Annotated in this window: 24 protein-coding genes; 15 read left to right on the forward strand and 9 right to left on the reverse strand. The window is 62.7% G+C overall.

The genetic code is table 11. The annotated features are described in order from the left end of the window. Nucleotides 1-317: 317 nt before the first annotated feature. From AB4Y79_RS06905 to AB4Y79_RS06915, 3 genes are all read left to right on the forward strand, one after another. Nucleotides 318-716 (forward strand): Hpt domain-containing protein, encoded by a 399-nt coding sequence (locus AB4Y79_RS06905; RefSeq protein ID WP_441859980.1) that lies wholly within the window; start codon nt 318-320, stop codon nt 714-716. Nucleotides 717-1003: 287 nt separating this feature from the next. After that, nucleotides 1004-1324, forward strand: coding sequence for a hypothetical protein (locus AB4Y79_RS06910; RefSeq protein ID WP_441859982.1), 321 nt, complete (start codon nt 1004-1006; stop codon nt 1322-1324). 296 nt (nt 1325-1620) lie between these two features. Further along, entirely contained in the window at nt 1621-2562 is a 942-nt protein-coding gene (locus AB4Y79_RS06915) for a pilus assembly protein TadG-related protein (RefSeq protein ID WP_441859983.1), read from the forward strand. A gap of 353 nt (nt 2563-2915) precedes the next feature. Here the strand turns inward: AB4Y79_RS06915 and AB4Y79_RS06920 are convergent, their stop codons facing one another. The 5 genes from AB4Y79_RS06920 to AB4Y79_RS06940 all read right to left on the reverse strand — a co-directional run bounded on the left by AB4Y79_RS06920 (nt 2916) and on the right by AB4Y79_RS06940 (nt 8975). Further along, nucleotides 2916-3845 carry a pilus assembly protein TadG-related protein gene (locus AB4Y79_RS06920; protein WP_441859985.1) on the reverse strand — a complete coding sequence of 310 codons (930 nt, stop codon included), beginning with the start codon at nt 3843-3845 and terminating at the stop codon, nt 2916-2918. Nucleotides 3846-4460: 615 nt separating this feature from the next. Next, nucleotides 4461-5075: a recombinase family protein gene (locus AB4Y79_RS06925; RefSeq protein ID WP_441859987.1), complete on the reverse strand. Its 615-nt coding sequence runs from the start codon at nt 5073-5075 to the stop codon at nt 4461-4463. A gap of 101 nt (nt 5076-5176) precedes the next feature. Beyond that, the gene (locus AB4Y79_RS06930) at nt 5177-6379 is read right to left on the reverse strand and encodes a TniQ family protein (protein WP_441859988.1); all 1203 of its coding nucleotides are present in this window, start codon (nt 6377-6379) and stop codon (nt 5177-5179) included. Then, nucleotides 6376-7284 carry a TniB family NTP-binding protein gene (locus AB4Y79_RS06935; protein ID WP_441859989.1) on the reverse strand — a complete coding sequence of 303 codons (909 nt, stop codon included), beginning with the start codon at nt 7282-7284 and terminating at the stop codon, nt 6376-6378. The genes AB4Y79_RS06930 and AB4Y79_RS06935 overlap by 4 nt, the downstream gene beginning before the upstream one ends. Before the next feature lie 2 nt (nt 7285-7286). Next, a complete protein-coding gene (locus AB4Y79_RS06940; RefSeq protein WP_441859990.1) occupies nt 7287-8975 on the reverse strand; it encodes a transposase in 1689 nt (562 codons plus the stop codon). A gap of 1228 nt (nt 8976-10203) precedes the next feature. Between AB4Y79_RS06940 and AB4Y79_RS06945 the strand changes: the two genes are divergently transcribed. Together AB4Y79_RS06945 and AB4Y79_RS06950 are read left to right on the forward strand one after the other, a co-directional pair. After that, on the forward strand, nt 10204-11145 hold the full coding sequence (locus tag AB4Y79_RS06945) for a ParA family protein (RefSeq protein ID WP_441859992.1): 942 nt from the start codon (nt 10204-10206) through the stop codon (nt 11143-11145). A gap of 68 nt (nt 11146-11213) precedes the next feature. Continuing rightward, the gene (locus tag AB4Y79_RS06950; RefSeq protein WP_441859993.1) at nt 11214-11894 is read left to right on the forward strand and encodes a hypothetical protein; all 681 of its coding nucleotides are present in this window, start codon (nt 11214-11216) and stop codon (nt 11892-11894) included. A gap of 145 nt (nt 11895-12039) precedes the next feature. On the opposite strand, the gene AB4Y79_RS06955 is transcribed toward AB4Y79_RS06950, so the two are convergent. Both AB4Y79_RS06955 and AB4Y79_RS06960 read right to left on the reverse strand, forming a co-directional pair. Then, nucleotides 12040-13881 carry a MarR family transcriptional regulator gene (locus AB4Y79_RS06955; protein ID WP_441859995.1) on the reverse strand — a complete coding sequence of 614 codons (1842 nt, stop codon included), beginning with the start codon at nt 13879-13881 and terminating at the stop codon, nt 12040-12042. Between the two features lie 201 nt (nt 13882-14082). Next, nucleotides 14083-14319: a hypothetical protein gene (locus AB4Y79_RS06960; RefSeq protein ID WP_347886756.1), complete on the reverse strand. Its 237-nt coding sequence runs from the start codon at nt 14317-14319 to the stop codon at nt 14083-14085. Between the two features lie 497 nt (nt 14320-14816). Between AB4Y79_RS06960 and AB4Y79_RS06965 the strand changes: the two genes are divergently transcribed. The 4 genes from AB4Y79_RS06965 to AB4Y79_RS06980 all read left to right on the forward strand — a co-directional run bounded on the left by AB4Y79_RS06965 (nt 14817) and on the right by AB4Y79_RS06980 (nt 17450). Continuing rightward, nucleotides 14817-15296, forward strand: a complete 480-nt coding sequence (locus AB4Y79_RS06965; protein ID WP_441859997.1) for a hypothetical protein — start codon at nt 14817-14819, stop codon at nt 15294-15296. Further along, nucleotides 15293-16279, forward strand: coding sequence for a hypothetical protein (locus AB4Y79_RS06970; RefSeq protein WP_441859999.1), 987 nt, complete (start codon nt 15293-15295; stop codon nt 16277-16279). Before AB4Y79_RS06965 ends, AB4Y79_RS06970 begins: the two co-directional genes overlap by 4 nt. Further along, the gene (locus tag AB4Y79_RS06975) at nt 16280-16897 is read left to right on the forward strand and encodes a phosphatase PAP2 family protein (RefSeq protein ID WP_441860001.1); all 618 of its coding nucleotides are present in this window, start codon (nt 16280-16282) and stop codon (nt 16895-16897) included. A 94-nt stretch (nt 16898-16991) separates the two neighbouring features. Next, a complete protein-coding gene (locus AB4Y79_RS06980) occupies nt 16992-17450 on the forward strand; it encodes a hypothetical protein (protein ID WP_441860003.1) in 459 nt (152 codons plus the stop codon). Nucleotides 17451-17589: 139 nt separating this feature from the next. Here AB4Y79_RS06980 and AB4Y79_RS06985 read toward each other — a convergent pair whose 3' ends face one another. After that, a complete protein-coding gene (locus AB4Y79_RS06985) occupies nt 17590-17919 on the reverse strand; it encodes an ArsR/SmtB family transcription factor (RefSeq protein WP_441860005.1) in 330 nt (109 codons plus the stop codon). Between the two features lie 182 nt (nt 17920-18101). On the opposite strand from AB4Y79_RS06985, the gene AB4Y79_RS06990 reads away from it, so the two are divergent. The 5 genes from AB4Y79_RS06990 to AB4Y79_RS07010 are packed head-to-tail and all read left to right on the forward strand — an operon-like array spanning nt 18102 to nt 22111. After that, nucleotides 18102-19181, forward strand: coding sequence for a CHAP domain-containing protein (locus AB4Y79_RS06990; protein ID WP_441860007.1), 1080 nt, complete (start codon nt 18102-18104; stop codon nt 19179-19181). Beyond that, a complete protein-coding gene (locus AB4Y79_RS06995; protein ID WP_441860009.1) occupies nt 19178-19690 on the forward strand; it encodes a hypothetical protein in 513 nt (170 codons plus the stop codon). Before AB4Y79_RS06990 ends, AB4Y79_RS06995 begins: the two co-directional genes overlap by 4 nt. 46 nt (nt 19691-19736) lie before the next feature. Continuing rightward, nucleotides 19737-21197 (forward strand): chromosome partitioning protein ParA, encoded by a 1461-nt coding sequence (locus AB4Y79_RS07000; protein ID WP_441860011.1) that lies wholly within the window; start codon nt 19737-19739, stop codon nt 21195-21197. 33 nt (nt 21198-21230) lie between these two features. Next, entirely contained in the window at nt 21231-21845 is a 615-nt protein-coding gene (locus AB4Y79_RS07005) for a DUF6668 family protein (RefSeq protein ID WP_441860013.1), read from the forward strand. Continuing rightward, entirely contained in the window at nt 21842-22111 is a 270-nt protein-coding gene (locus tag AB4Y79_RS07010; protein ID WP_441860015.1) for a hypothetical protein, read from the forward strand. Before AB4Y79_RS07005 ends, AB4Y79_RS07010 begins: the two co-directional genes overlap by 4 nt. Here AB4Y79_RS07010 and AB4Y79_RS07015 read toward each other — a convergent pair. Continuing rightward, entirely contained in the window at nt 22108-22245 is a 138-nt protein-coding gene (locus AB4Y79_RS07015; RefSeq protein ID WP_441860017.1) for a hypothetical protein, read from the reverse strand. The genes AB4Y79_RS07010 and AB4Y79_RS07015 overlap by 4 nt on opposite strands. Before the next feature lie 277 nt (nt 22246-22522). Between AB4Y79_RS07015 and AB4Y79_RS07020 the strand changes: the two genes are divergently transcribed. Beyond that, nucleotides 22523-22885 carry a hypothetical protein gene (locus tag AB4Y79_RS07020; RefSeq protein ID WP_441860019.1) on the forward strand — a complete coding sequence of 121 codons (363 nt, stop codon included), beginning with the start codon at nt 22523-22525 and terminating at the stop codon, nt 22883-22885.

The raw sequence follows: 22885 nt of genomic DNA on the forward strand, positions 1-22885 counted from the left end.
CCAGTTAACGGCATCCCCTGGGGGTACCTGGAACCGCCCTTGCCGGCGTCTCCTTTCAGCTGACGCCGGCTCACCCTACAGGATCAGCCTGCTCCTCGGCGGCTGCACCTGCACGGCCGCCAACTTTTGGTGGGACCGGCCAGGACATCATTTTCGAGTACCTGCTACTCGTGTGCGCTTCCTGCTCGTCCCGTAGCCTCGAGGCTGGGCCGTGGTTTCAGACAACAGGTCACGGCTTGCACAGTTCGTGTTCGGGGGCGCGGTATGAATCGAGCAGTATCAGGGTCCGTAGCGGCCATTGCTTCAAAGCGGCTTTTGTGAGCGGGCAGCAGACCGAGGTGCTCCCGCCGCTGCTGGATGCCGGGGTGCTGGAAAAGCTGCGGTCAGAGCTCGAATACGACGAGGGAATCTGGCTGACGTTCCTCCGGAGCTATATCGGCGAGCTTGCACGCAGGAACGGAAGATTGCGGCTGGCGCTGACCAGCGGTGACTCCGCTGGTGCGATGGACGCCACGCTGAGCCTTCGCACTTCCAGCGAAATGGTCGGCGCCGAACGTCTCGCGGCCATCGCCGTAGACCTTCAGCGGTCCCTGCGCGAGACTGCCCCTGATGACGCGGCCATCGTCCTTCCCCGACTCGCCGCCACCTACCTGACCAGACTCAAACGGTGCTCCCAGCAAACCAGGGAACACCTGCAAAAGCACCTCACAATCTGAGTACCCGACGCCGCGGCGTAGGCTGGCAGGGACCCGTTTGTTCAGATAAGGCGGGGGTTCGGTTACCGGTATTGGCGCAGCCGCCGCAGCGTGCCGCCGGGTCTGAACCTGCGCATAATAAGTACAGGGGAAGTACTGTCTGGGTGCCCGGGACCGGATCCGAGGGCGCCGCCAGGCAGATTGGGGTACACGCCACTGGTGCCCGGCGCCGAGACTCCCAGTAACCTCACCAGGTGGGACCATTTCAATCGGCGGCACCGGCATGACGGGGCAAGGGAGTTGAGAACATGATCTTCCATGTCGCAATGAGCCCGGATGGGCAACCGTCCTGGTGGCTCTACGGGGCCAACGATGAACTCGAGGCCTGGGCCGGCCGGTACTACGCTTCCCTGGAATTCGCCCACAAGGAAGCCTCGGCTTTCCGGGCGTCGGCGTCCAGCGTGGGGTATGAAATTTTCCCGCACCCGGACGGCGGCTGGGGTTGGAGGGCAGTTCAACCAGTGAATTACTGCATGGTTTACTCGGCCCGTGGCTTCCCGAGCGCACGGGAAGCCCGCCGCGTCGCCAGGACTGTCCGCAAGGCCGCGCCCCGCGCCGGCGGGTTATGAACGCAGTGGAACCAGGATCCGCTGCCGGACGTTCGCCGGTTTCAGCCGGGTCCGGGCAAGATACGGATTGTGAACCCGGAAGCCGGGATAACTTCCGCGCCCAGTTCTTACGGTTGACGGTGCGGGTACCACTTGGCCGCCTCATACCCCGGCGTGAGTAAAAGACAGGTACCGGGTGCGGTTGTTGGCGCCTGATGCGCACTCTAGGTTGGGCCGCAGGGGTGAATGGCCCCCACGTGGGCGTGCCGTGAGGGTACGACGAGTGAACGGTTGGGGATATGGGTTGGTGGGCCAGAATGCGCGGGCGTGGGGACGGGAACGAGCGCGGGGTGGTCGCGGTCATGATGGCGTTGCTGCTGGTGGTGCTGCTCGGCTGCGCAGCTCTCGCGGTGGATGTCGGAATGCTGTACGCCACCCGGGCGCAGCTGCAGAATGGTGCCGATGCCGGCGCCCTGGCGATAGCACAGGACTGCGCCCTGAACGGCACCTCATGCCAGAGCAGGGCTACCACCACCGGGAAAAACCTTGCTGGAAGCAACGCGAACTCCGGGCTGGCGGACGCGGGCGTCTCCTTTACCGTTCCCGGATCGGTCAGCGTGACCACCTCGGCGCGCAACAGCAACGGCCCGGGCGTCTTGACCATGTTTGCCAATGTCTTCGGCATCTCCACTGTCCAGGTCGGTGCAACGGCCACCGCCGCTTGGGGCGGCCCGTATTCGGGGACCGCCGCCCTGCCCTTGGCCTTTTCGGAGTGCCAGTTCAACCTGACCGGCACCACCCAGGTCCTCGCCTACCATGACGGGCCATCCTGTGCCAGCTCCAACGGGTCCGGTCATGTCGTTCCCGGCGGGTTTGGCTGGCTGGACTCAGACCCGGGCAAGTGCGGAGCGACCATCACCCTTGCCAACCCCACGGTGTCCTCAAAGCAAGGCGTCAGCGAACCGGGGGGTTGCAGCACGACCTTCGATAACCTGAAAAACCAGATCATCCTGCTGCCGGTCTACGACGATGCGGGCGGGCAGGGCACGAACGCGTGGTTCCACATCAAGGCCTTTGCAGCGTTTCAGCTGCAGGGATTCAACTTCCCCGGCCATAGCTGGAACAACACCGGAAACCCCTCCTGCACCGGCAGCTGCAAAGGTCTGATCGGCAAGTTCGTCCGGTACGTATCGATGGACCAGAGCTTCACTCTCGGCGGCCCGGACCTGGGCGGGAACATTACCAAACTGACGCGATAAGACGAGCGGCGGTCAGGTCGGGGCCCTCCTGTCACCCTTCACCCCTCAGGCCGGCACTTCCGCCCACCAAGCACTACAGCCTGCTGGCCGCGTCCAAGACTTCTTCTCACTGCCGCGCCTGACTGGTTTCGCCGCACCGAGCGTCACCGGGTTCGGCCCGGACCTGTATAAGGCCCATGCCCGACCGGCGCCGCCCCAGGTGGACCCGGCACCGTTGCGGGCCGTGCCGTGGAACGGGCACGACACCGTCGGCCCTGGTCGCGCTGATGATCGGGGCGTTGGATTCGCTGGCCAATTCATCGCTTTCGGCTTCGTGCTGCCGTTCTGGAAACTGGTCCTCATACATTTGGAACCTACAGGCTGAGTTTCACCACGTCGGCGCCCAGATCCGCCCCGCCCAGCGGCAGGTCGGCCAGCGTGACGTACTTGACGAACTTCCCGATAATCCCAAAACATTGGCCGGTGCAGGAGGGGTTTCCGGTGTTGTTCCAGCTCATGGAGGGAAAACGGTAGCCGAGCATCTGGAAGGCAGCGAAACCCTTGATGTTGTAATCACCGCTTGAAGTAACAGTGTCGAACACCGGCAGCAGGACCGTCTGCCCCTGCAGGTTCGAAAACGCCGTCTTGCACACCGCATTTGGCACGGCGTTGCCATTGCTGCCCTGCAGAGCAGGCTTTGCGATGGTCACCGTCGCTCCGCAGACGTTGCCGTTGTCCGGGGTGAGCCAGCCAAAACCCCCGGGAATGAGCTGCCCCGACGGATTGTGGCTGGCGCACTTGGGTCCGTGCACGACCAGCACCTGTGTGGCGCCGGAGAGATCGAACTGGCAATCGGAGAACGCGACCGGCAGCGCCGTCGTCATAGCTGAGGGCCCGCCCCACTTCGCTGTGGAGGTCGCGCCGACATCTGCGCGGGAAATGCCGAAGATGTTGGCCAGCCACAGGGTCAGTCCGGGACCGTTTGCATCCCGGGCCGCCGTGTTCACGATGACAGTTCCAGCGGCAGGGAAGGTGGGGGCCGGAGCGTCTGCCATGCCGCTGTTGGTGTTGGCCTTGGCGTACTGCAGGGCTGTGGCTGCGGCGTCGGGCTGGCAGTACTTCAGCCCCCGCTTGGCGCAGTCCTGGGCGATGGCGAGGGCTGCAGCATCTGCGCCGTTCTGCAGCTGGGCCTTCTGGGCGTACAGCATCCCGACGTCCAGAGCCAGCGCTCCGAAGCCGAGCAGCACCACCAGCAACAACGCCACCATGACCGCGACCGCGCCGCGTTCCGATTCCTTCTTCACTACTCCCCCGATACCGGCACCGGATCAGGCGGAGCCTGAATCAGTCTGCCCTAGCATTCACGGCAGGAAAGGCCTCTTACGGGTTTGGTGGGGAAACCCTTGGCGAATCCTTCGGAGCCTGTGACGCGGGGTATGGCCCGCCCGAATTACGGTTTCCGGGTCAATCCTGCGGTCCAAGTACCCTGCCGAGTCAGTGCGCGGCGAAGGCCAGCGTCCGTCCGGCCCGCGAGTCACGCCGCGTCAGGTCCTGACCGCCGACGAAACGGTCCTGTTGCTTCATCGCCCGCGGAGCCCCCGGACACCGTTGAAAGGGGTGACTTGGGAAGGGGCGGTAGAGGATCCCTGAACGGACGCCGTCGATCGACGATCAATCGCCGTGCCTCATGCCAGGTTTTGGCACGGTAAACACCAGGCGTCCGTGGCAGAGGTCCCCTGTGCCCGTAAGCCGGTGGATCATCGTGCTGACAAAGGCATCCGCCATGTTCGCGCGGCGTTCGGGCTACGTACGCAAGGGCCGCACGGTGATTTGCACGTTGACGGGGGGCGCCTACTGCAACCAATGCGTTAGCCGCGTCCAGTCTGGCTGGTGTCCATGGAAAAGTCGGTTCCCCGTGATCACTTCGATTTAAGTAGCTTTTCGCCGTCGGGGCGCAGCTCTCCGGTGGGTGAGACGTGCCGGTAAAGGGTCTGGCGGGTGATGCCGAGCTCGGTACAGAGTTCGCTGACTTTGGTTCCTGGCTTGCCCATGGATGCCATGGCAAGGCGGACTTTGGCTGCGGTCATTTTGTAGGGGCGGCCTCCGTTCCGGCCACGGGCCCGGGCAGAAGCCAGGCCGGCAAGGGTTCGTTCGGAGATAAGTTCGCGTTCGAATTCGGCGAGGGCGGCGAAGATTCCGAAGACGAGTTTTCCGGAGGCTGTGGTGGTGTCGATGGCGGCGCCCTGCCCCGTGAGGACTTTGAGTCCGATGCCGCGTTCGGTCAGGTCGTGGACGATGTTGACCAGGTGCCTCAGGTCCCGTCCGAGCCGGTCGAGCTTCCAGACAACCAAGGTGTCCCCGTGCCGCAGTGCTTTGAGGCATCCCACAAGCTGGGGCCGGTTGTCTTTCTTTCCGGAGGCCAGGTCTTCGTAGAGCGAGCCGGTATCAACACCGGCGGCCAGGATCGCGTCGCGCTGCAGGTTAGTGGTCTGGGATCCGTCCGCCTTTGAGACCCGCATGTACCCAACCAGCATGGCCCACTCCCGCAGTCACTTATATGTTCGTTTAAGTGACAGAAGAACTTCAGCTCGCTTCGAAATCAGAACACGTCACTTAACCCGTTACTTATTCTACGTCAGGCAAAGGGTTCGTCTCCTTCTGTTTGTGACAGAAAGTCGAGAGGTATCTGAAGCTCGGCGAAGGTGTCCCGAAGACAGAGGACGGATTCTTCACTGCGGCACCCGTAGCGTGCAAAGTCGAAGAGGTGCTTCGCGACCACGGGATCCGTTTTGGCTGCTGCGATGCACGCGTCCAAGGTAGTCGTCGCCTGGTTCCAGAGCTCGTCCAGTGTCGGCTGCTTCTGCCCACCAGGGGTGCCTGTCAGTGATCCCGGCGGGGTTCCGTCGCTGATCGGGCGGCTCGGTTCGGGACGCAGAAGGTGCGCGGAGGTACCCAGGGCGGTCAGAGTGCCGTCCTCGATCATTGCCATGAGGGCGGCAGCGGCTTCGAGCAATTGCTGCTGCCTGGTCCAGCGGAGGGACTCGAAAGGTTGCCATGAGTGCAAGCCCGCCCGGAACGGGTGGCCGCAGTGGTCCCAGACCCGGCGTACGTCCTCCAGCTGCCGGCCGTATCGTCCCTGAGGCGTGCTGAGTTCATCCAGCAGGGTCCTCAGCAGCCGGAACCATACCCCGGCGTGCACCGAGCGCCGGGGAAGGTCAACGGATCCTGTAGTTATCGCTTGCCACGTCCGCCGGTCCAGGGCGATCAACGACTCCGGAGGCTCCCGCTGGTCATGGGCGGGAGTTGCCCACGAGATGTAATCCGCAGGGTGTCCTTCATAGGTCTCCAACCTGCGCCGATGTGCCGGGCAGCTGGCCATGAGCGGCAATTGCCAGAAGAGCAGTATCGTCGGGCCGGACTCCAGGCATTCGCGGCATGCCCGCAGCACCCCGCTTTCCGGGAGCCATGGCAACCACTTCCGCGGTGTGTAGATTTGGCGCCGCGCCGGTGGCAGGAGGACCGAGAGCTGGTGTACATAGGTGTCGTAACTGTCGGGGGCGGGAGCGAGGCTGTCGAAGAGCCATGGCACCCAGCCGGACATGGTCATCGCATGTACGCGGTGGTGGTCGAGGCCCGTGCGTTTGGCGAGCTCGTCGAGCAGGTGCAGTGGTGGGTTCAGATCCAGCTCCGCGTCGCTGAGTTCCCGGTGACCGAGTCCGTGTTCGAGCAGCTGGTAGGAGTACATGCCGTAGCTCGCGGCCGTCCGCCGCAGCCAGGAGGACAAGGACTCCGTTGCTGCAGGTGCCGGATGCAGGGGCCAGCGCTCCGGTGGTCTCACATCAGTTCGCGTTCGAACAAGCGGCGCCGCTCTGTGGGTCCTGCATAGTCGGCCATGACAAGGGTGCGGCGATTGATGCGCTCTTCACCGCTTTCCACGGCGGCGATCGCCGCTGTCGTCAAGAGCCGGGCGAGTTCGCCAATGGTTCCCTCGCTTCGGGTGAGCAAGTACTGCGCCATATCAGGGGTAGCGATGTCCGAGGGGCGCTGCAGCGGCAGGGCGGCGGCGAAGCTGGCCAACAACGACAGGGTGTTCGCACCCGTGTTCCACAAGGGAAGAACGATCGGTTCAAACCGGTTTTCCAGTTGATCATCGGAGCGGACCGCTAGATATGCCTCCCGCGTTCCGACGCCGACGATCGGGATGCGCAGCTCGTTGCCCAGGAACCGCAGGAGATTGAGGAACTCCCGGCGGCTGTTGCCTTGCCCGGCGAGGACATTGTGCAGCTCGTCGATGACGAGCATGCGCACTCCCGTTAAGCGCAGCAGTTGCAGCGAGATCTGCTCCACGTCAGCCAAACGCCGGCGTGGTTGAAGCGGTGCCCCAAGCGCCACCAGGAGCGCGATGTAGAAGCGCAGCACGGAAGGCTCAGACGGCATCTGTACGCACAACACCGGAATGCTTTCCCGCTCCGGCTCGGCCACGGCCGGGTGTCCCCGGCGAAACTTTTCCACGATCATCGACTTGCCGTTGTTCGTCGGCCCGATCAGCAACAGGTTCGGCATGCGCTGTTTGTCCGGCCAAGACAGCAGGGACTCCAGGCGGGCCAACGCTTCCACCGCGCGCGGGTAGCCGATCCACCGGTCGGCCCGGATCAATTCAACCCGCTCGTTCGCAGGCAACCGTGCCGCGTCCCGCACACTCGGGTGCAGGTGGGACAACTCCGGTGCCTCGTACTCGGGCATGGTCACCACTGCTCGATCTGATCGAATAGCGGCACCGGGGCCGCATCCGCGACCGTGTCCGGTTTCTGCTCAGCAGCGGCTTCCGGCGGGAGTAATGGGGATGGTGTCTTCGAATGCCGCGTCGTCGCTAAATTGCGGCGCTCGGCGTCGCGGCGCATGCGCTTGGTAGTCTTCGAGGCAGTGTTTGCGATTTCCCGCATTTGCTCGATCGTGCGGAACAACGCCACCTCATCCACTTGCGCGACGCCGCGCTCGTGTAGCCGCGCTAGGGCGTGCCGGTGCTCCCACAGGCTCACGGACGGGTTGGCCATCGTCCGGTAAGGGACCTCGACATAGTGAGCCCCCTCTGGTTCCAACACCCAGATTCTGCTGATGTCCCTGGGGTCCCGGCGGATGAGGAACGGCCCAAGCGTTTCACGCCGGCTGATCCAAGGTTTCAGCGCATTCGAGAAATAGTGGACGTGGTCGATGACGAAACCCGTCCTCGTCAGGGTGCGCCGCACGACGGGCAGGAAATCGACCAGGAACGCTGTCGGGTTCGTGGCAACCGCTGGCAGCCCCGTCGCCGCGACCCCTTCTGCCCACCGACCAGCTGGCGTCTGCCGCAGCGTGCTGTGCATGGTGCCGTGGTAGCTGGTGATGGCCAGGGTTATCCATTTCTCCAGCTCGCGCAGGGTCAGCGCGGCCTTCCGGTCCGAGTTATACCGGCCCCGTTCGCTGGGGTTGGAAAAGGTGGTCCCGGGAAGTTCGTGAATTTGCTGCATTGCAGTGCCGATCAATCGTTCCACGATGCCGCCATAATGAGGCCGGCCCAGCGGGCGGTAGGCCAGCTTGATACCGTGCTGGTCGCATCCTCGCCGGAGTGCCTCGCTTTTGAATTCGCTGGCGTTATCCAGGTAAAGCAGTCGCGGCTTCCCGCTCATGGGCCACCGCGCCTCAATACCCAGACTTTCAAGCCATGGCCTTTTATCGGTTCCGGCATGCGCCAGGCACAGCCCGACCGACACTGCCGAGGGTGCCTCCAGGGTCACAACCATGCCGATGATGCACCGACTGTAAACATCGATCGCGACAGTCAAATACGGCCGACCAATCGGTCGGCGCTCCCGCTCGTCCACGACGATCACGTCGATGACGGTGTGGTCGATCTGCACCTGCTCCAAGATCGTGCCGACCGCCGGCACCTCGTCCCCAGCAGACTGCAACGGCCGCACTGCATCGGGCCCTCCCCTGCGCCGGCCTACCTCAACTGGATTCAACGCCCGGATGCGCCGCTCCACAGTGTTTCGGGCCGGGACAGGAAGCTGCCGTGCGTGGCAGGCCGCAGCAATATCCCGATACACCGCCGCCAAAGTCCGTTTCTGCCGAGTCAGGAACTGCTTCCGCACCATCGCCCGGACAAGGTCCTCGACCTCCTCTGACAGCCGTGCGGTTCCTTTCCCTCCGGAGGAACGGCCAGGAGCCAAATCCGTCAGCAACCCAGAACCGTCGCGATAGCGTCTGATCAGCACGTACACCTGACGTCGCGATATGCCCAACACCGCGGCGGCAGCATCAACCGCTGCCCTACCGACGACCGCGCGCACAGCCAAGTGCCCGATCACGGCCGAAACCGACTTCGTCCGCTCCCAGAGATCATCCGGCATCGTCAACGTGCCCGGCTCACGAATGGGCGCCGATTCCGCATCCACTCCGACACCTCCCTCGGCGTGCAGAGGAGTAGTAAGCAAAAACGACCCTAGTGCAGAGGAGTACGGAAAAACCAGTGCTCAACACCCGCCTGCACAACCTCGAAAACAAGGGGGCCGCCGTGCACGCGAGTGTGGAAAATGACATTTCCGGAGGCATGCCGATCGCAGGTCAGAAACGGTCGTTTGTGACCCTTGCGTAGCAGCCAGCCGTTTTTGGACGGCTCATATTGGGATGTAGGGGCGCGGCGACTCTGATGAACATCGTATTGGGACTTAGCGGGAGGCAGTGTCGGCGAGGACCGGGTTACCGACAAGGGCGAAGATCTAGGATTCAATGCACGCGTGACAGTCCGGTGGGCCGCCGCGCTATACCGAGTTCGCCTGCCCCGCCGTGGACCGCCGTAGGGGCAGTAGCTCATACGCTGCCAGCCCCGCCTTTCTGTCACACCACCTGGCGACAGCTTCTCCCCCGGGCTCGGCGTTCACGCCAAAAAGGCGCACCCAGGCCCCGAAGGGCAGACCGGGCATTTGGCGGGAGGGCTAGCCCGCTCCTCCCCTGGTGGGCCCCGAAGCGCTCGTCATCAGCAATCACCGAAGTAACACATCTGTGTTAATCGCTAGCATTAGACCATGCTGGTCTCGGTGCCAAGCGGAGCCAGCTAGCGTGGAATGCAGGACGGGCAATCACAATCGCTACTCCTGCCTTGTTGCCATATAGGACCTGCTCCCCACTTTCCACTCAACAATCGATCATGCCATAACCCATGCCATATCTCCTGTTGGACACCCAAGTAGGGGCCGCACCAGCCGCCCGACCAGATATCTGGCCATCCAGACCATTTCACGCCAAACATCGCGACTAGCCATACGCGCAATAGATCGCTAAATGGGCAAAAACGCTAGACGACAAATGTCACGGCACATAAGTAAAAGCACAGGAAAAACAATTGCAATGTGCATTTGATGGACCATACAGAACCACACCTATAAGGCCATAGCGGCTCCAGCCTTTAACATCATTGACACACCTACCGTGACACCACCCTGTAATCACGTAGGAAGTCCTGCCTGCAACCAAACGTCATTTACAACCTGGTGGACAGTGTAGAAGCCTGCTCCACGCACAGTTATCCCCCACATGCGTGTCACTACCAGCACTCCCAGAGGAGTGCACATAGCGTTAAGAGCAGGACAACATGCAACCACCAAGTAGGAGAATCGCTGGGCGATGGCACGATCACTGCAAACCCCCGTACCCCCGCAACGCCAAGCGACACGGGCCATTGACCGCGTCGTCTCTTTGGCGAACGGCAAAGGCGGAGTCGGGAAGACGACCACGGCCGCCAACGTTGGAGGGTACGTAGCCCTGGCCGGTTCCCGCGTTCTGCTAATCGATCTTGACCCGCAGGGCGATCTGGCACGAGACCTAGGATACGAGCGACAGACGGGCAGGGAATTCTTCCAGGCCCTTATCGCCGGCACGCCGCCGATGATCCTGCGCGACGTACGGGAAAACCTTGATGTCATTCCCGGCGGCCAGGATCTCGAAGACATTCAGGGACTCATGGTGTCCCGCTCCAGCCGCTCGGACGCCGGTGACTTTGGCGATATGCTCTATGCCGTCCTGGCCCCGCTGGCAGACGAATACGACTTGATACTGATCGACACCCCGCCAGGGGAGCGGATCTTGGTTGAAGGCGCTTTCGCGATTTCCACCGCAGTCGTCATTCCTACCCGCTCAGATGATGCAAGCATCGACGGGGTCGAGCGCATCGCACGCCGTTTTATGGCCGTACGAGACCGGAACCCTTCCCTGCAGTTAGCCGGCGTCGTCCTGTTCGGGGTCGGGCCGCGCTCCCTGCGCTTGGAACGCAGCGTTCGGGACACCTTAGAAGAGATGCTTGGCACCGTGGCCCCGGTATTCGAAACTCGTATCAGGAACCTGGAAAGCGCAAGCGCCGACGCCCGCCGCAAAGGCCTACTCTTCCACGAACTTGAAGGCGCCGTTACCGACGCCCAGAAGAAACGCCTGAAGGCGCTCCGGGCAGGGGAGAAGCCGGCGGACGGATTCTTCTCGCGCAATGCCGGAGGACTCGCTGAGGAGTACGAGCAGCTGACTGGCGAGATCCTCGCCCGACTTAACGAGATCGAAAGCGAGAACCAAGCATGAGCGGCCGACAGAACCTTGCAGGGGCATTCGCACCTATAGCCCCTGCCCGAGGTGCAGCCCTACAAGGGTTGCTAGCTCCCAAACGGGGGAGGGGTACCCCCGCACCGGAACCAGAAACCGATGAGTCTGTAGAGGCACCGGCACCGACTCGAGAACTTCTCCAGGCACCGCCAGCAACAGCACCCGAGCCGGCTGATACGCAGGTACCTATAGAGCAGCCGCAGGCCAACAAGGGGTCCGCTGAACAGGCACCTGCTGAGGAGGCGCCCCTGGATGCAGCGGGGGAGCAGGCCACCTCCACATCCGTCGAGGCCCCAAAGGCCACAACGCCGCAGCAGCCTGCTGCAAAGAAGGCAGCTAACGCGACAAAAGCCTCCGAACTGGTTCCCGGAGCGCTGCGCAACGTCGGTGTGTACCTGCCGCCGGCACTCCTGGCTGAGGTCAAGGATGCCGTCTATCGGCAGAGGACCACGTATGCGGACCTGCTGATCGACGCTTTCGAGGCCGTCGATGACAAGCAGATCACCAAGGAGTTCATCCCCGAGACCACGCTGACCAATTCCGGGATGCCCCGCCGCGCCCCGCGGAAACGGGGAGAGGCCGGTATCCAGATCCAGCTGCGCCTCGATGGGCTGCAGGTTGCCTGGTTGGATGAGAAGGTCATCGAATTCGATGCACCATCACGCAGCGCCCTCGTCTCGACTGTCTTTGGGCTCCACACTCAAGCGGGACAAACCAAAGCAGAATGAAACCGCACCTCGCGACGCCGGCCCTGGCACATCTTCCCGTAGTGCTTATGGCCTAACTTATGGCGTGAATTATGGCTTGCAATGGGAACTGTCGAAGTTGCGGTCGGGGAGGGGCCCGCAAGGCGGGAAGAACTCGGCATTCTCTCTATCGCGCTCTGCTGAAAGCCATATCGGACAGCGACCATTCGTCGGGTGGCCCTTCGAACTCGTGCCATGGATAGTCTTCACCGGGGGACAGAAGTTCCGCGACGGTGTTGACGTTCCTAGCTAGCCACTCTCGCCAGATGATCCGCTCCTGCCGGTAGCGCTGCAGCTGGGCAGCGACGGCCTCAAGAACACCGAAGTGTTCAGCGAGCTGCCGCAGCGACGTCGCCGTGACAATTGACCAGAACTTCCCGGTGCTCCTGGCCACCAGGTTCCATGCGGCGAGTACGTCCAACGCCTCGTTCACCGCTGAGCGAGAGAGCCTAGTAGTCCTGACGAGCTCGGCAGTGGACAACACAGGGGAGTGCTCCAAGGCTTCATACACGAAGGCCGCAGGCAGACCCAGCTCTCTAAACGCCGGCCGAAGAGCATGAACCTTTCCCTTCTGCCAAGTGGCTTGCTCGGCAACCGCCCTCAACTCTTCGGGCACGGTCAGCATATACAAATCACCCTTGGTTCCCCTGCCTTCTTCCACCAGGGTAATCAGGGGATCTTTCTCGGCTCGCAGCACCCTGAGATGCAAGGCAACGGTGGTGTGATCCAAGCCGGTGGCGACGGCGATAGACCGGATCCCAAATTCAACAAAGCGGGAGGCTGTCATGTGGGCTGCTTCCCCCAGTGCCCGTAGCACCATCCGACGTGCCATTCCCGTCCTGGATTCCTGGTAGTTCACCTCTCTGATGCGAAGAGCGTTCCGCCAGGTCCGGATGAACCGATGCTCTGCATCGGGATTCGAAACAGGATTAGAGCCCTTTATTGGGCCCGCCTGTGTAGTTGGCTGGCTAGTGGGGGATTTGCGGACATTGTCTTTCCTGTCCTTTTTGGCCTTGTTTTTGCTGAGGTAGCTGAGGGCGCTCATCCAGTCCCTACGCAGGGACGGGAGCCGGTGACGGGCTGCATATCGGGCGTAGAAGGAGGCCAGTCCGGGCCAGGTTCCCTGCAGCATCCGCCGCTCCACGTCGACGAGCTCGAGGCCTGCGGCCGCGGCGCTGACGATGACTGCCTGGCGTGCATCGGAGTCTGTCGCGTACCGGTTCGTGTCGTACAGGCCGGTCTGTGCAAGCACCTGCATGGTTCGGGACATCCGGCCGCCGGACTGGTCGATGGCGGGTGCTTCGGCGGTCGCCGGCGTGAAGGTTGCCTCCTGGCGGAGCGCCCGGACAGCTTTGATTTCGGCGGCCAGGTCTTTCGTCATGGCGGCCCAGACCGCCGCGCTGTTGGGCCGGCGGGCGATGTCGTAGGCCATGGAGAGGCTCATGGCCAGCTCCTGGTGCCCGCCTCTCTTGTGCGGTGAGCCGGGGATTCGCATGCAGCCGTGGAGCAGGTTCTGGTGCGGGGTCTTGTCCAGGGTCCGGTACCGGGTGCCCAGCGCCTCGACAAGATCACGCGCTTCGGAGAAGGTGACCCGCTGTGCGAGCGGGATGTAGACGTGGCGACCGCCATTTGGGGAATAGTCCTCAATCCAGCGGGCCCCGGTTGAGTGCAACCAAGATTGGACCGCGCGCACATCAGCCTGGACCCAATCTAATCCCGCTACTGAGGAGTCAAAGTCGAGAAAGATTGCCGCGCACGTACCGTCTTTACCGAAAATTCTCACAGCCGCGGGCAGCGAGGGGAGTGCTTCGGTTAGGTTCCGTTCGTGCTTTTGCGGATAGGTCTTGCCCCCATCACGCGAAAGACGAACGCGAGGCTGTCCCGCCAAGAATGGCGATAGCGCTGCCCACACGGAGGCGGGGTCCTCTCGCTGCGGTGACACGCCAGTAGCCGGGCATGCTGGCAGCACGGAGACATGCTGAGGTACGATGTGACTAATCCTTTCGGGGATTGAGGTATGAAAAAGGGCCGATCCTGCCAGATCGGTTTCATAGCAACACAAAGGATGGCCTTGATGGGCCCTCCACGACTTACAATCTGATCCGCCGGCAAGCAATCCAGAGGGTAAGTCTCAAGCTTCGAAGGCCCGCTTAGTGCGGGCCTTCTTTTGTTATGAGGCCATGCGGATGGGCAGCTCCTGCTGGTAGTCGTCCTGGTCGAGGGCAGCCAGGTCCTCTTTCAGTTGCGGCTCGACAACGGACAGAAGATATTCAGTGACAGTCAGGCCCTTGTGAGCTGCCACTTTGGCGATACCGTCAGCGGTGGGTTCGGGTGAGCGAAAACCAATGAACTTGCGCAGGCCTTTGCTGGGGCGCCCGCCGCCTCGATTTACTGCTACTGCCGTCATTTGCTGTGTCCTTTGATTTTGTAGCCGCCTGAACGGATACAGCTTCATCGTTGTGTTGCTGCCACTGGACCTAATTGAATGTCCCTGCGACTGCTCCGAAACTATCACCGGGCGCCTGAACTGCTCGGGATTTGTTTTCAGAAAACGAATGCGTGTCGCGTTTGTGACTTGGGGCTCTTGTCCACGCCATTAGAAGCGTTAGGCCCAGGGCGGCATCGAGAGTAGGCGGCCGGATTCCGGTGGCGCCCTCTCACAAACGGCAGCACCCTTCATCAGGCGTGTGCCCTTCGCCTCCTTTCTGGCAATGAGTGCTTACGCCCCGAAGCAATGTGGCTGGTCACGACCGATTTGGCGCCCATGTGACAAGCAGAGTCGAGGGACTCCTTGATATGGTGTGCCCTTGTTTGACCCTCGGGTCAGGTGCTGAATCTATATTACACTTCACTGAAATTATTTCAGTGGCATGTTTACTGGGGTGGGAACTGATGGCGAACCAATTGCTAGAACCGACGGAGTTGTCCCTGCAGACGATCCAGTCCTTGCAACTGCCGGCGTCTCCCACCCTCCCGCACCTGATCACCGCAGTAGAGCGGGCCTACGGCAAACCCTTGGAGTTCGACGAAGTAGCGGAGGACGTCCTGGCGGATGGGGTTACCGGGCGGTGGGTCGACATGCCGGACCGGGGTCTCATTCAGTACCGTCGCGGTCACGCATTCTGGTGCCGGCATGTGATTCTCCACGAGTTCGGGCACATTCTTTTGGGGCACAAGGGTGAACCAGCTGACGGCCTTCAGTCGGCGGGCTTCTTTTCGGGAGTCGGTAAGCGGCGCGGCATCAGTTGGATGTGCCGGCCGGCCGCCATTCCCTTGGAGGAGGCCGAGCAGGCGGCTGAAGATCTCGCATATGCCCTGGCTCAACGGCTGGTGGCAGGGCCGGACTCCTGCGTCTCTGACGAAGAACGGATCTTTGGACTGTGATTCAGGCTGCATTCTGGCTGTTGGCTGTTGTTTTTGTTGCGCGGTTGTACCTCGTGGCGCGCCACAACGCATCGACGGCGTTCCTGGGAGCAACCGGCGTCGGCGTCGTAGGTCTCTTCTGTACCGGCCAAATCGTCCCTGAAAGTACCCTTGACGCTCTCATCGGGGGGACAAACTGGCTCCATCTGGTGAGGAACCTCCTCGTTACCGCTGCAGTTTGGCTGGTTCGGGAAGGTGTTCTCAGTGCACTGTCCACCGAAGCAGAGACCAAGCAGCGTGTGACTCGCAGGCCACTGTTCCTGGCCGCTCTCCTGCTGACCATAGTCATCCCATTCACGCTTCAATCCTTCGTCCCGACGACGGATGCCTTCATACCGGAAACCGTGCACCAGCCGGCGGTCTACACTTACGCAACGGTCTACATGGCGATTCTTGGGGGTCTAGGCCTGTCCGTCCTGCGGGCGAGCATTGGTCCACGTGACAGTCGAACCGTGCGCGCCAGCGCCACGGTCGTCGGTATCGGAATGGGCCTCATGGTCCTGGGCTGTATTGACGAAATTATCTACATGAGCCTCCGATTCGCCGGCTTCCACGGTTCCCTGGCTTATGTGTCGTACCTACTGTTCACGCCCTTCTTCTACAGCGGGATCCTGCTCACGTCGTTGGGCCTTGGTATCCCGCCAATAGTTCGGCTCTGGCGCCGGCTGGCCCTCGTAGAGCGTTTTTGGATTCTCGTACTCCACTGCAAGTTTCCTGCCTTAAAGGCCCAGGGAGAACGCTTCGCATTTGTGGCAGACGTCCTGGGTCCCCGCCCGGCTGAACGGCTATACACCTTGGTTATCGCCATCGGGGATCTCCGCGCCGCGGGCCAGCAAGCAACGTATTCCCCGCCGGCTGAGAGGACGCTTGTCCTGGCTCAGCGGCGATTGACCAACACATTCGAGCCCCTCGGGCTGGAGCTTAGGAAAAGGGCGGAAATCTAGGTGGCTACAGACACCCAATTCGCAGTCGTTACCCCTTCTGTGGTTCAGCGCGTGGCGCGCATCTCGACGGAGGTGGCGCAGCCGCCTCTCGTTCTTTCGCTTCTGCTCGTTCTCGCATCGGTGCGTGACGGGGGAGGGATCGCCGCCCTGCTTCCTGGGGTCGTAGCCGCCGTGACGATCTGCTTGGCGCCGTTGCTGGTGGTGGTGATACTTGCCCGCCGAGGGAAACTCACGGATCACCATGTGGGAGACAAAAACCAGCGCCGCCCGGTGATGCTCTGGACCTTGGCATCGGCCCTTGTTGGCTGCGGAATACTGACATTGATCAACACCCCCATAACGGTATGGGCATTGATTGCTGGGATTCTCGGCGGAATCCTGGCACTCATCATTGTCAGCCCGTTTTGGAAAGTGTCCGGGCACGCCATGACGCTTGGGGGAGCGACGATATCCTCGGCAATGCTCTTCGGAGTCTGGTCAATCCCGTTCGTGATCGCGGCGCCTTTGGTCTGCTGGTCAAGGGTGTACCTGAAGGATCACACACTCTCGCAGGTACTGGCCGGCTTCGTAACAGGGCTTGTCGTATTTGGATCGGCCTGCGCGCTGATTCTGAACTGACATAGTATTTTTTCTGAACGTTCAGGGTCCCCAGTTTTGGAACAGCTGACCGGTTACTACGAACGGCCTAGATGCAGCTCCGAGAGCAGGAATAATGACTGAGGGCACGAACCCCGTTGACAGCAGGACGGACCGGGAGGTCTTGGCGTCCAAGCTGCAACTCCTTCTCGACATCGTTCACGCCAAAGATGCTGCCAGCTTCACTTACGAAGAGATTTGCGCTGGCCTGGCGGAACAGGGCTTCAATCTGACGAAGACCCGGTGGCATCGGCTCCTGGCCGGCTCTCCGGATAACCGGTGGGACCCTGAGCTGCTGAAAGCTCTCGCGTACTTCTTCGACGTGGACCCCGACTACCTGCTGCAGCGCAGCGGCCCTGTTCCCGAGCGGGTGGAAGCCGAACTTCGGCTTATTGAGGCGTTGCGTATCTCAGAGGTCGAGCATTTTGCTGCACGCGTCCTCGGAGAAGTGAACATCGAAGCTGTCCGCGCAGTAACCGAGGCGCTTAGAAATCTCCCGAGCAGGTCCCGGCCTGAAGGCACCCCGCCCAACTGAAAGAAATTCACTACTGAAATTATTTCAGTAAGATTGGTGCATGCGCCGCTACCTGCAGGCCCCCGAAAGTCGCTTTTCGGGCCGCCCTGACCATCACCAGACTGCCAACGGCGGTCGTGGAGCTGGCGGCATGGGGCGTCTAGTCGCCTTGTGGAACTACGCCCAAAGCTTCGCCAAGCAGCTGGTAGCGCCTCAGCACTTCTTCCCGCGCCAGCAGATACTGCACCCTCATCCCGTTGCGTTCTTCCGTAGCTGGCGGATCCTGGATGGTAATTCCCTCATCGGTGAGCAACTGCAGGTTGTGCTTCGCCGTCGCTACTCCGATATTGAGACCTACCGCCACCTCTCCGCGCGTGGCAGGACCGTTCTGCGCCAGGAATCCAATAATGGCCACTCGCGTCAGGTTCCCGAACGCGTTAATGACCGGCTCCAAATGAGCTGCGGTCTTCGGGTGGGCGTACCTGGGCATACCTGCAATCTTGCCGTACCCACGCGTGTCCTCGCATAGCAACACCGTAGCGGATAGTTTAATTAACCGCTATGCTCGAGGCGGAAGTCAAACGCATCAGGTGAAGACAGATTCAAGTTGGGGGAAAGCACGATGACCAGGTTGTGGTTCGACCCCCGCCGCCACGGCCAGGGTCAGTCGTGATGCAGCGGAAGTCACTTGGCGTCGTGGCGCTGATCGTGGTCCCCGGCCTCATGTTCGGGTTGGTCTTTTCCATACTCCTGCTCCTTGCCCCGGCGAAGACCGCCGCTGCCGACTGCGGCCCCACGGTCTCGGTGTCGATCCACGGCGAGACAAAGGTCGATGGTTACTCTCATGAGCAGTTGAAGAACGCTGCGGCGATCATGGGTGCCGGGAAAGCGCTGAATCTGCCTGTGAAGGGCCAGATGATCAGCGTCATGGTCGCCCTGGGGGAGTCGGGGCTCCGTGTTCTCGACCGCGGCGACGTCGCCGGCCCGGATTCACGGGGTTTGTTCCAGCAGCGCGGGAACGGTGCGTGGGGTTCGTACGCGGATCGGATGGACCCGACCATCAGCGCGACGAACTTCATCAAGGCGTTGCAGAAGGTGGATGGCTGGGAGCTGCTGGAGCCGACTATTGCCGGCAACAAGGTCCAGCGCAACGCTGACCCGTACCACTACCAGCGGTATTGGCCGGAGGCAGTGAAGGTCGTCCTGGCACTCTCGGACGGCAAGTTCTCGCTGGAAGGCAGCAGCTGCGCCATTCCAGGGCAGTCCGGCGCCGGGGATGACTACCCGTGGAAGAACTCACCGACCTGGGTGCAGGCCGGGACGGGCCCAGCGGTGGCATCGCCGCTGGGCATGTTCTACCGCGAATGCGTGGACTTTGCCCTGTGGCGGGTGAACCAGCAGATGGGTTCCACCAGCGCCCCGTTCAAGTTCCTGAACGGCACCTTCCGTCCCGACGGTCAGAAGCTGGGTTCTGCGCTGACTTGGAAGGCCGGCTGGGACGCCAAGGGCTGGGCCACCGGCAAGACGCCCAGTGTCGGCGCGGTCGTTTGGTACGCGCCCGGGGCCGGGGGAGCGGACCCGACCTTTGGACATGTTGCCGTGGTCAAGGAAGTCAAGGACAACGGGACCTACGTCGAAGAGGGCTACAACGGCAACCCGCCACCGGATGACCACAACTACTACACCCGGACGGTCAGCAACACGGTGCCGTCAGCCTTCCTGTACCTGCCCACCCAAGAGGAGAAGAAGTGAAAAAATCCCTGGCACTGACCGCGGTGGTCCTGCTGTGCACGGCCTGTGCACCGGCAGCGAACACCACGCCGGTCCCGGCGACCAGCACGGTCGCCACGGCCTCGGCACCGGTCTCTCTGAGCGCGGGCAGCGGCCCGCAGGCCCCTGGCGGCACCGTGCAGGCCACCATCGGCATCAGCTGGGATCAGGCCAGCAAGGACGCCGCCGTAGACACCGCCCAGAAGGCCATGGCGGACTTCGCCCGCCCGGGCGTGGCGGACAAACAGTGGGCCAACGATCTGGCCCGCCGGCTCACGCCGCAGGCCACCGCCGACTACTCAGCCGTGGATCCCGCCAACGTCCCCGCGACCCGGGTCACCGGCCCCGCGACGCTGACGGTCGATGAGGCCAACGGCTACGGCGTCATGGCAGCCGTGCCGACCGATGCCGGGACCTACACTCTGCAGCTGCTCCGCACCGGCCCGCAGGCCCCGTGGAAGGTCAACCGGCTCACCCCGCCCACCTCGTAAGCGCATGCACTTCACCAGCCCCCGTCAACGTAAGGAATCAGGTTTCATGAGCACCACTCCAACAGAGGTCCTGGCCTTCCCGAACATCAAGGCCATCATCAGCGACAACGGCACCGCCGAAGTCACCGTCGCAGGAAACTCCCGCGTCGTCCCGGCAGGGGAGACACTGCAGGACCTGCGCGACAACGCCCTGGCCCTCGTCGTGGCCGAAGCCACGACGCTGCAGCGCCCCGTCCGGGTCCGCATCGAAGATCCCGAAGGCCGCGGCGAACTGATCGTCCACCCGGGCGGCAATGTCGAATCCGTCTCCTACGAGCCCCGACCGGCTCGCCGCCGCACCGCCGCACCCACCGGCACGCCTGCTGCGGCCGCCGTCGAAGTTAGCGACACCGCTACAGCGCCAACGCCTCCGGTGAAGCCTGAAGCTGCCCAGCCGACGGTGGAACGCCAACCATGGCCGCCCCTTCCAGCGGAGACGGCGTTGGTCGAGGACGTGGTTCCGGACGACGATGCGGCACCGCGGCAGGCTGCTGCAGCCGATGAGCCGGTGACCCGACGCAGTTTGAAGGAGACCTCCTTCCTGGTCAGCGCCCCTGTGCTGGAGCCGGCCAGGCAGGGCTGGCGCGGGACCTTGACACGATTGGGCTTCCGGATGGACCCCTCAGCGGAGGAACTGTCCGAGCGTGAAGACATCCGTACCGTCAGCCAGCACTGGCCCGGCCCGCGGACCATCGCCGTGGTCAACCGCAAGGGCGGGGCCAACAAGACCCCTACCGTTGTGATGCTCTCGGCGATCCTTGCCCGCTACAGCGGCGCCGCAACGGTGGCCTGGGACAACAACGAATCCCAGGGCACCCTGGGATGGCGGACCGAGAAAGGCGCCCACGACCGCAGCGTCTTGGACCTGATCGATTCCTCCACCGAGCTGCTGTCACCGTCTACCAACGCGGCCGAGATCGTCAAGTTCGTCCACCACCAGACCGCCGACAAGTTCGACGTGCTGCGTTCAGACGAAAACGAAGAAGGCGACCACGAAGTCACCGCCGAGGAAGTGGACATCGCCCACCAGGTCCTCACCCGCTACTACCGGCTGGTCATCATGGACTCCGGCAACACCGCCCGGGCCGCCAACTGGCGGCGGATGATCGACCACACCAACCAGCTCGTCGTCCCCGTCACGGCCATCGAGGACCGCGCAGAAGCCGCGCGACTGACACTGCAGACCCTCGAATCCCGCGGTGGCCACGACGCCGAGCTGGCACGCAACGCCGTCGTGATCGTCTCCGAATCCACCGACGCCAAGCGCAGCATGACCGGGGATGCCCTGAAGCGCGCGAAAGCCGAGGCGCAGCGGATCGCGGACGGCTTCGAGCCGTTCGTCCGCGCCGTCGTCCGCATCCCCTATGACCCGGCCCTGGGGAACGGGCCGATCCGCTACGAAGCGCTCCAACCCGCCACCCAACGGGCATGGCTCGCGGCCGCAGCCGCCGTCGCCAAAGGCTTCTAAGAACCCTTCCTACGAAATCTGAGAGGAGGACCCATGCAGCAGACCCAGAACCCCTGGGTGACCCGCCCCACGACGGAAGAACCGGCTGAGGAAACCCGGGCTGCGGCGGCACCGCCGGCGGCGGTCATCAGCACACCGCTGCGGGGCATGGTTGGGCCCGATGCGGCAGACCGGCTGGCGACCCGCGCCATGGCCGGCACAGCCCGTCTCTGGGTTGTCGGTACCCATGGGGGAGCGGGTGAAAGCCGAATCGCGGACCTCATCGAATCAGCCCGTTCCACGGATCATTGCTGGCCTGTCCTCCCCGGCGGCAGCAGGCCGCAGGTGTTGCTTGTCTGCCGCGCAGACATGCGCGGCCTGACAACTGCCAGGAACGCGCTCACCCAGTGGGCGTCAGGCGCAGCCCCGCAGGTCGACCTGCTCGGCCTCGCCGTCCTGGCAGACGCCCCGGGAAAGACACCCAAAGCCCTCCGGGACTTCACCGCCCTCGTAGGCGGCGGAGCACCCCGGTTCTGGTCCTTGCCCTGGGTGGATGCGTGGCGGCACACGGACACCACAGCACTGCCAGCCGTCCGCGAATACCAGCGCTTCATTACCGACGTGACCGCTCTGGTCACGGCAACCAACCACAGAAAGGTCTCACCATGAACACGTTCACTGCACTCTCCACCAGCGTTATTCCCAACCCCACCCCCGTCGTCCCGGCGCAGGCCGGGGGCCTGCTGACCATCCTGAACTGGGCCTCCGGCATCGGCCTGGTCCTCGGTGTCCTGGGCGTCATCATCTCCGGCATCGGCATGCTCATAGTTTGGAACCGCGGCCAGGGCGGGGATCACTTGGCCAAGCTGGGCTGGGTTCTCGCCGGTTGCATCGTAATCACCGGCGCCGGTGGAATCGTCCAGGCCTTCGTCTAAGTCAGCACCATCAACGGGAGGTTCCGTATGAGCCAGTCAACAGAGAGCACCACCGAAAGCAATCCGTTCACCAGGTCCGGCTTCATCATCGCGGCCGCGCTGGTGGTCGCACTGGTTGCGGCAGGGATTGTCATCTTCCTGCTCCCTAAAGGGCAGAACAACGCTGAGCCTGCACCGGCTTCAAGCAGCTCGGTCACCGCCAGCCCCAGCGCTTCAAGTGACGGAGGCAAGAGCATTTGTGGGCTTCTGCCTTCCTCGGAGACCTCACTGGGTACACCCCCTACCTCAAAGTGGGAGTTGGTAGGCAAAATGGCGACCCCCACAGATCCAGAAGTTGGACCGGGCAAAGCCGATGCAAACGGCTTCCGCTCATGTTTCGCTCATTCACCAGCAGGTTCCCTCTACGCGGCTATGAACGTCGCTGCTCTTGGATCCTCTGGCTCACCCGAGATTCTCACGCAGGTCGCCGACAAGCTCCTTGTCCCGGGAGCCGGTAGAGACGCCGCGATGAAGGAGACGGCCAGTGGCACCTCATCCAGTGGCAGCAGCACATCGATTCAAGTGAAGGGCTTCCTACTTAAGTCCTACACACCGGCGGAAGCCTCCGTGGATCTTGCCTTCGCCACGGAGACGGGGGACTTGGCCCGCACAACGTTCTCCATGCGCTGGCTGGACGGAGATTGGAAGGTCAAACCCTCGGACGACGGAGCCACCTTCGGTCATATCTCCCAGGTCAGGGACCTGAGCGGCTTCATCCTCTGGTCCGGGGTCTGA

This window comes from Pseudarthrobacter sp. YAF2 (genome assembly GCF_052113345.1).
Taxonomy (GTDB): Bacteria; Actinomycetota; Actinomycetes; order Actinomycetales; family Micrococcaceae; genus Arthrobacter.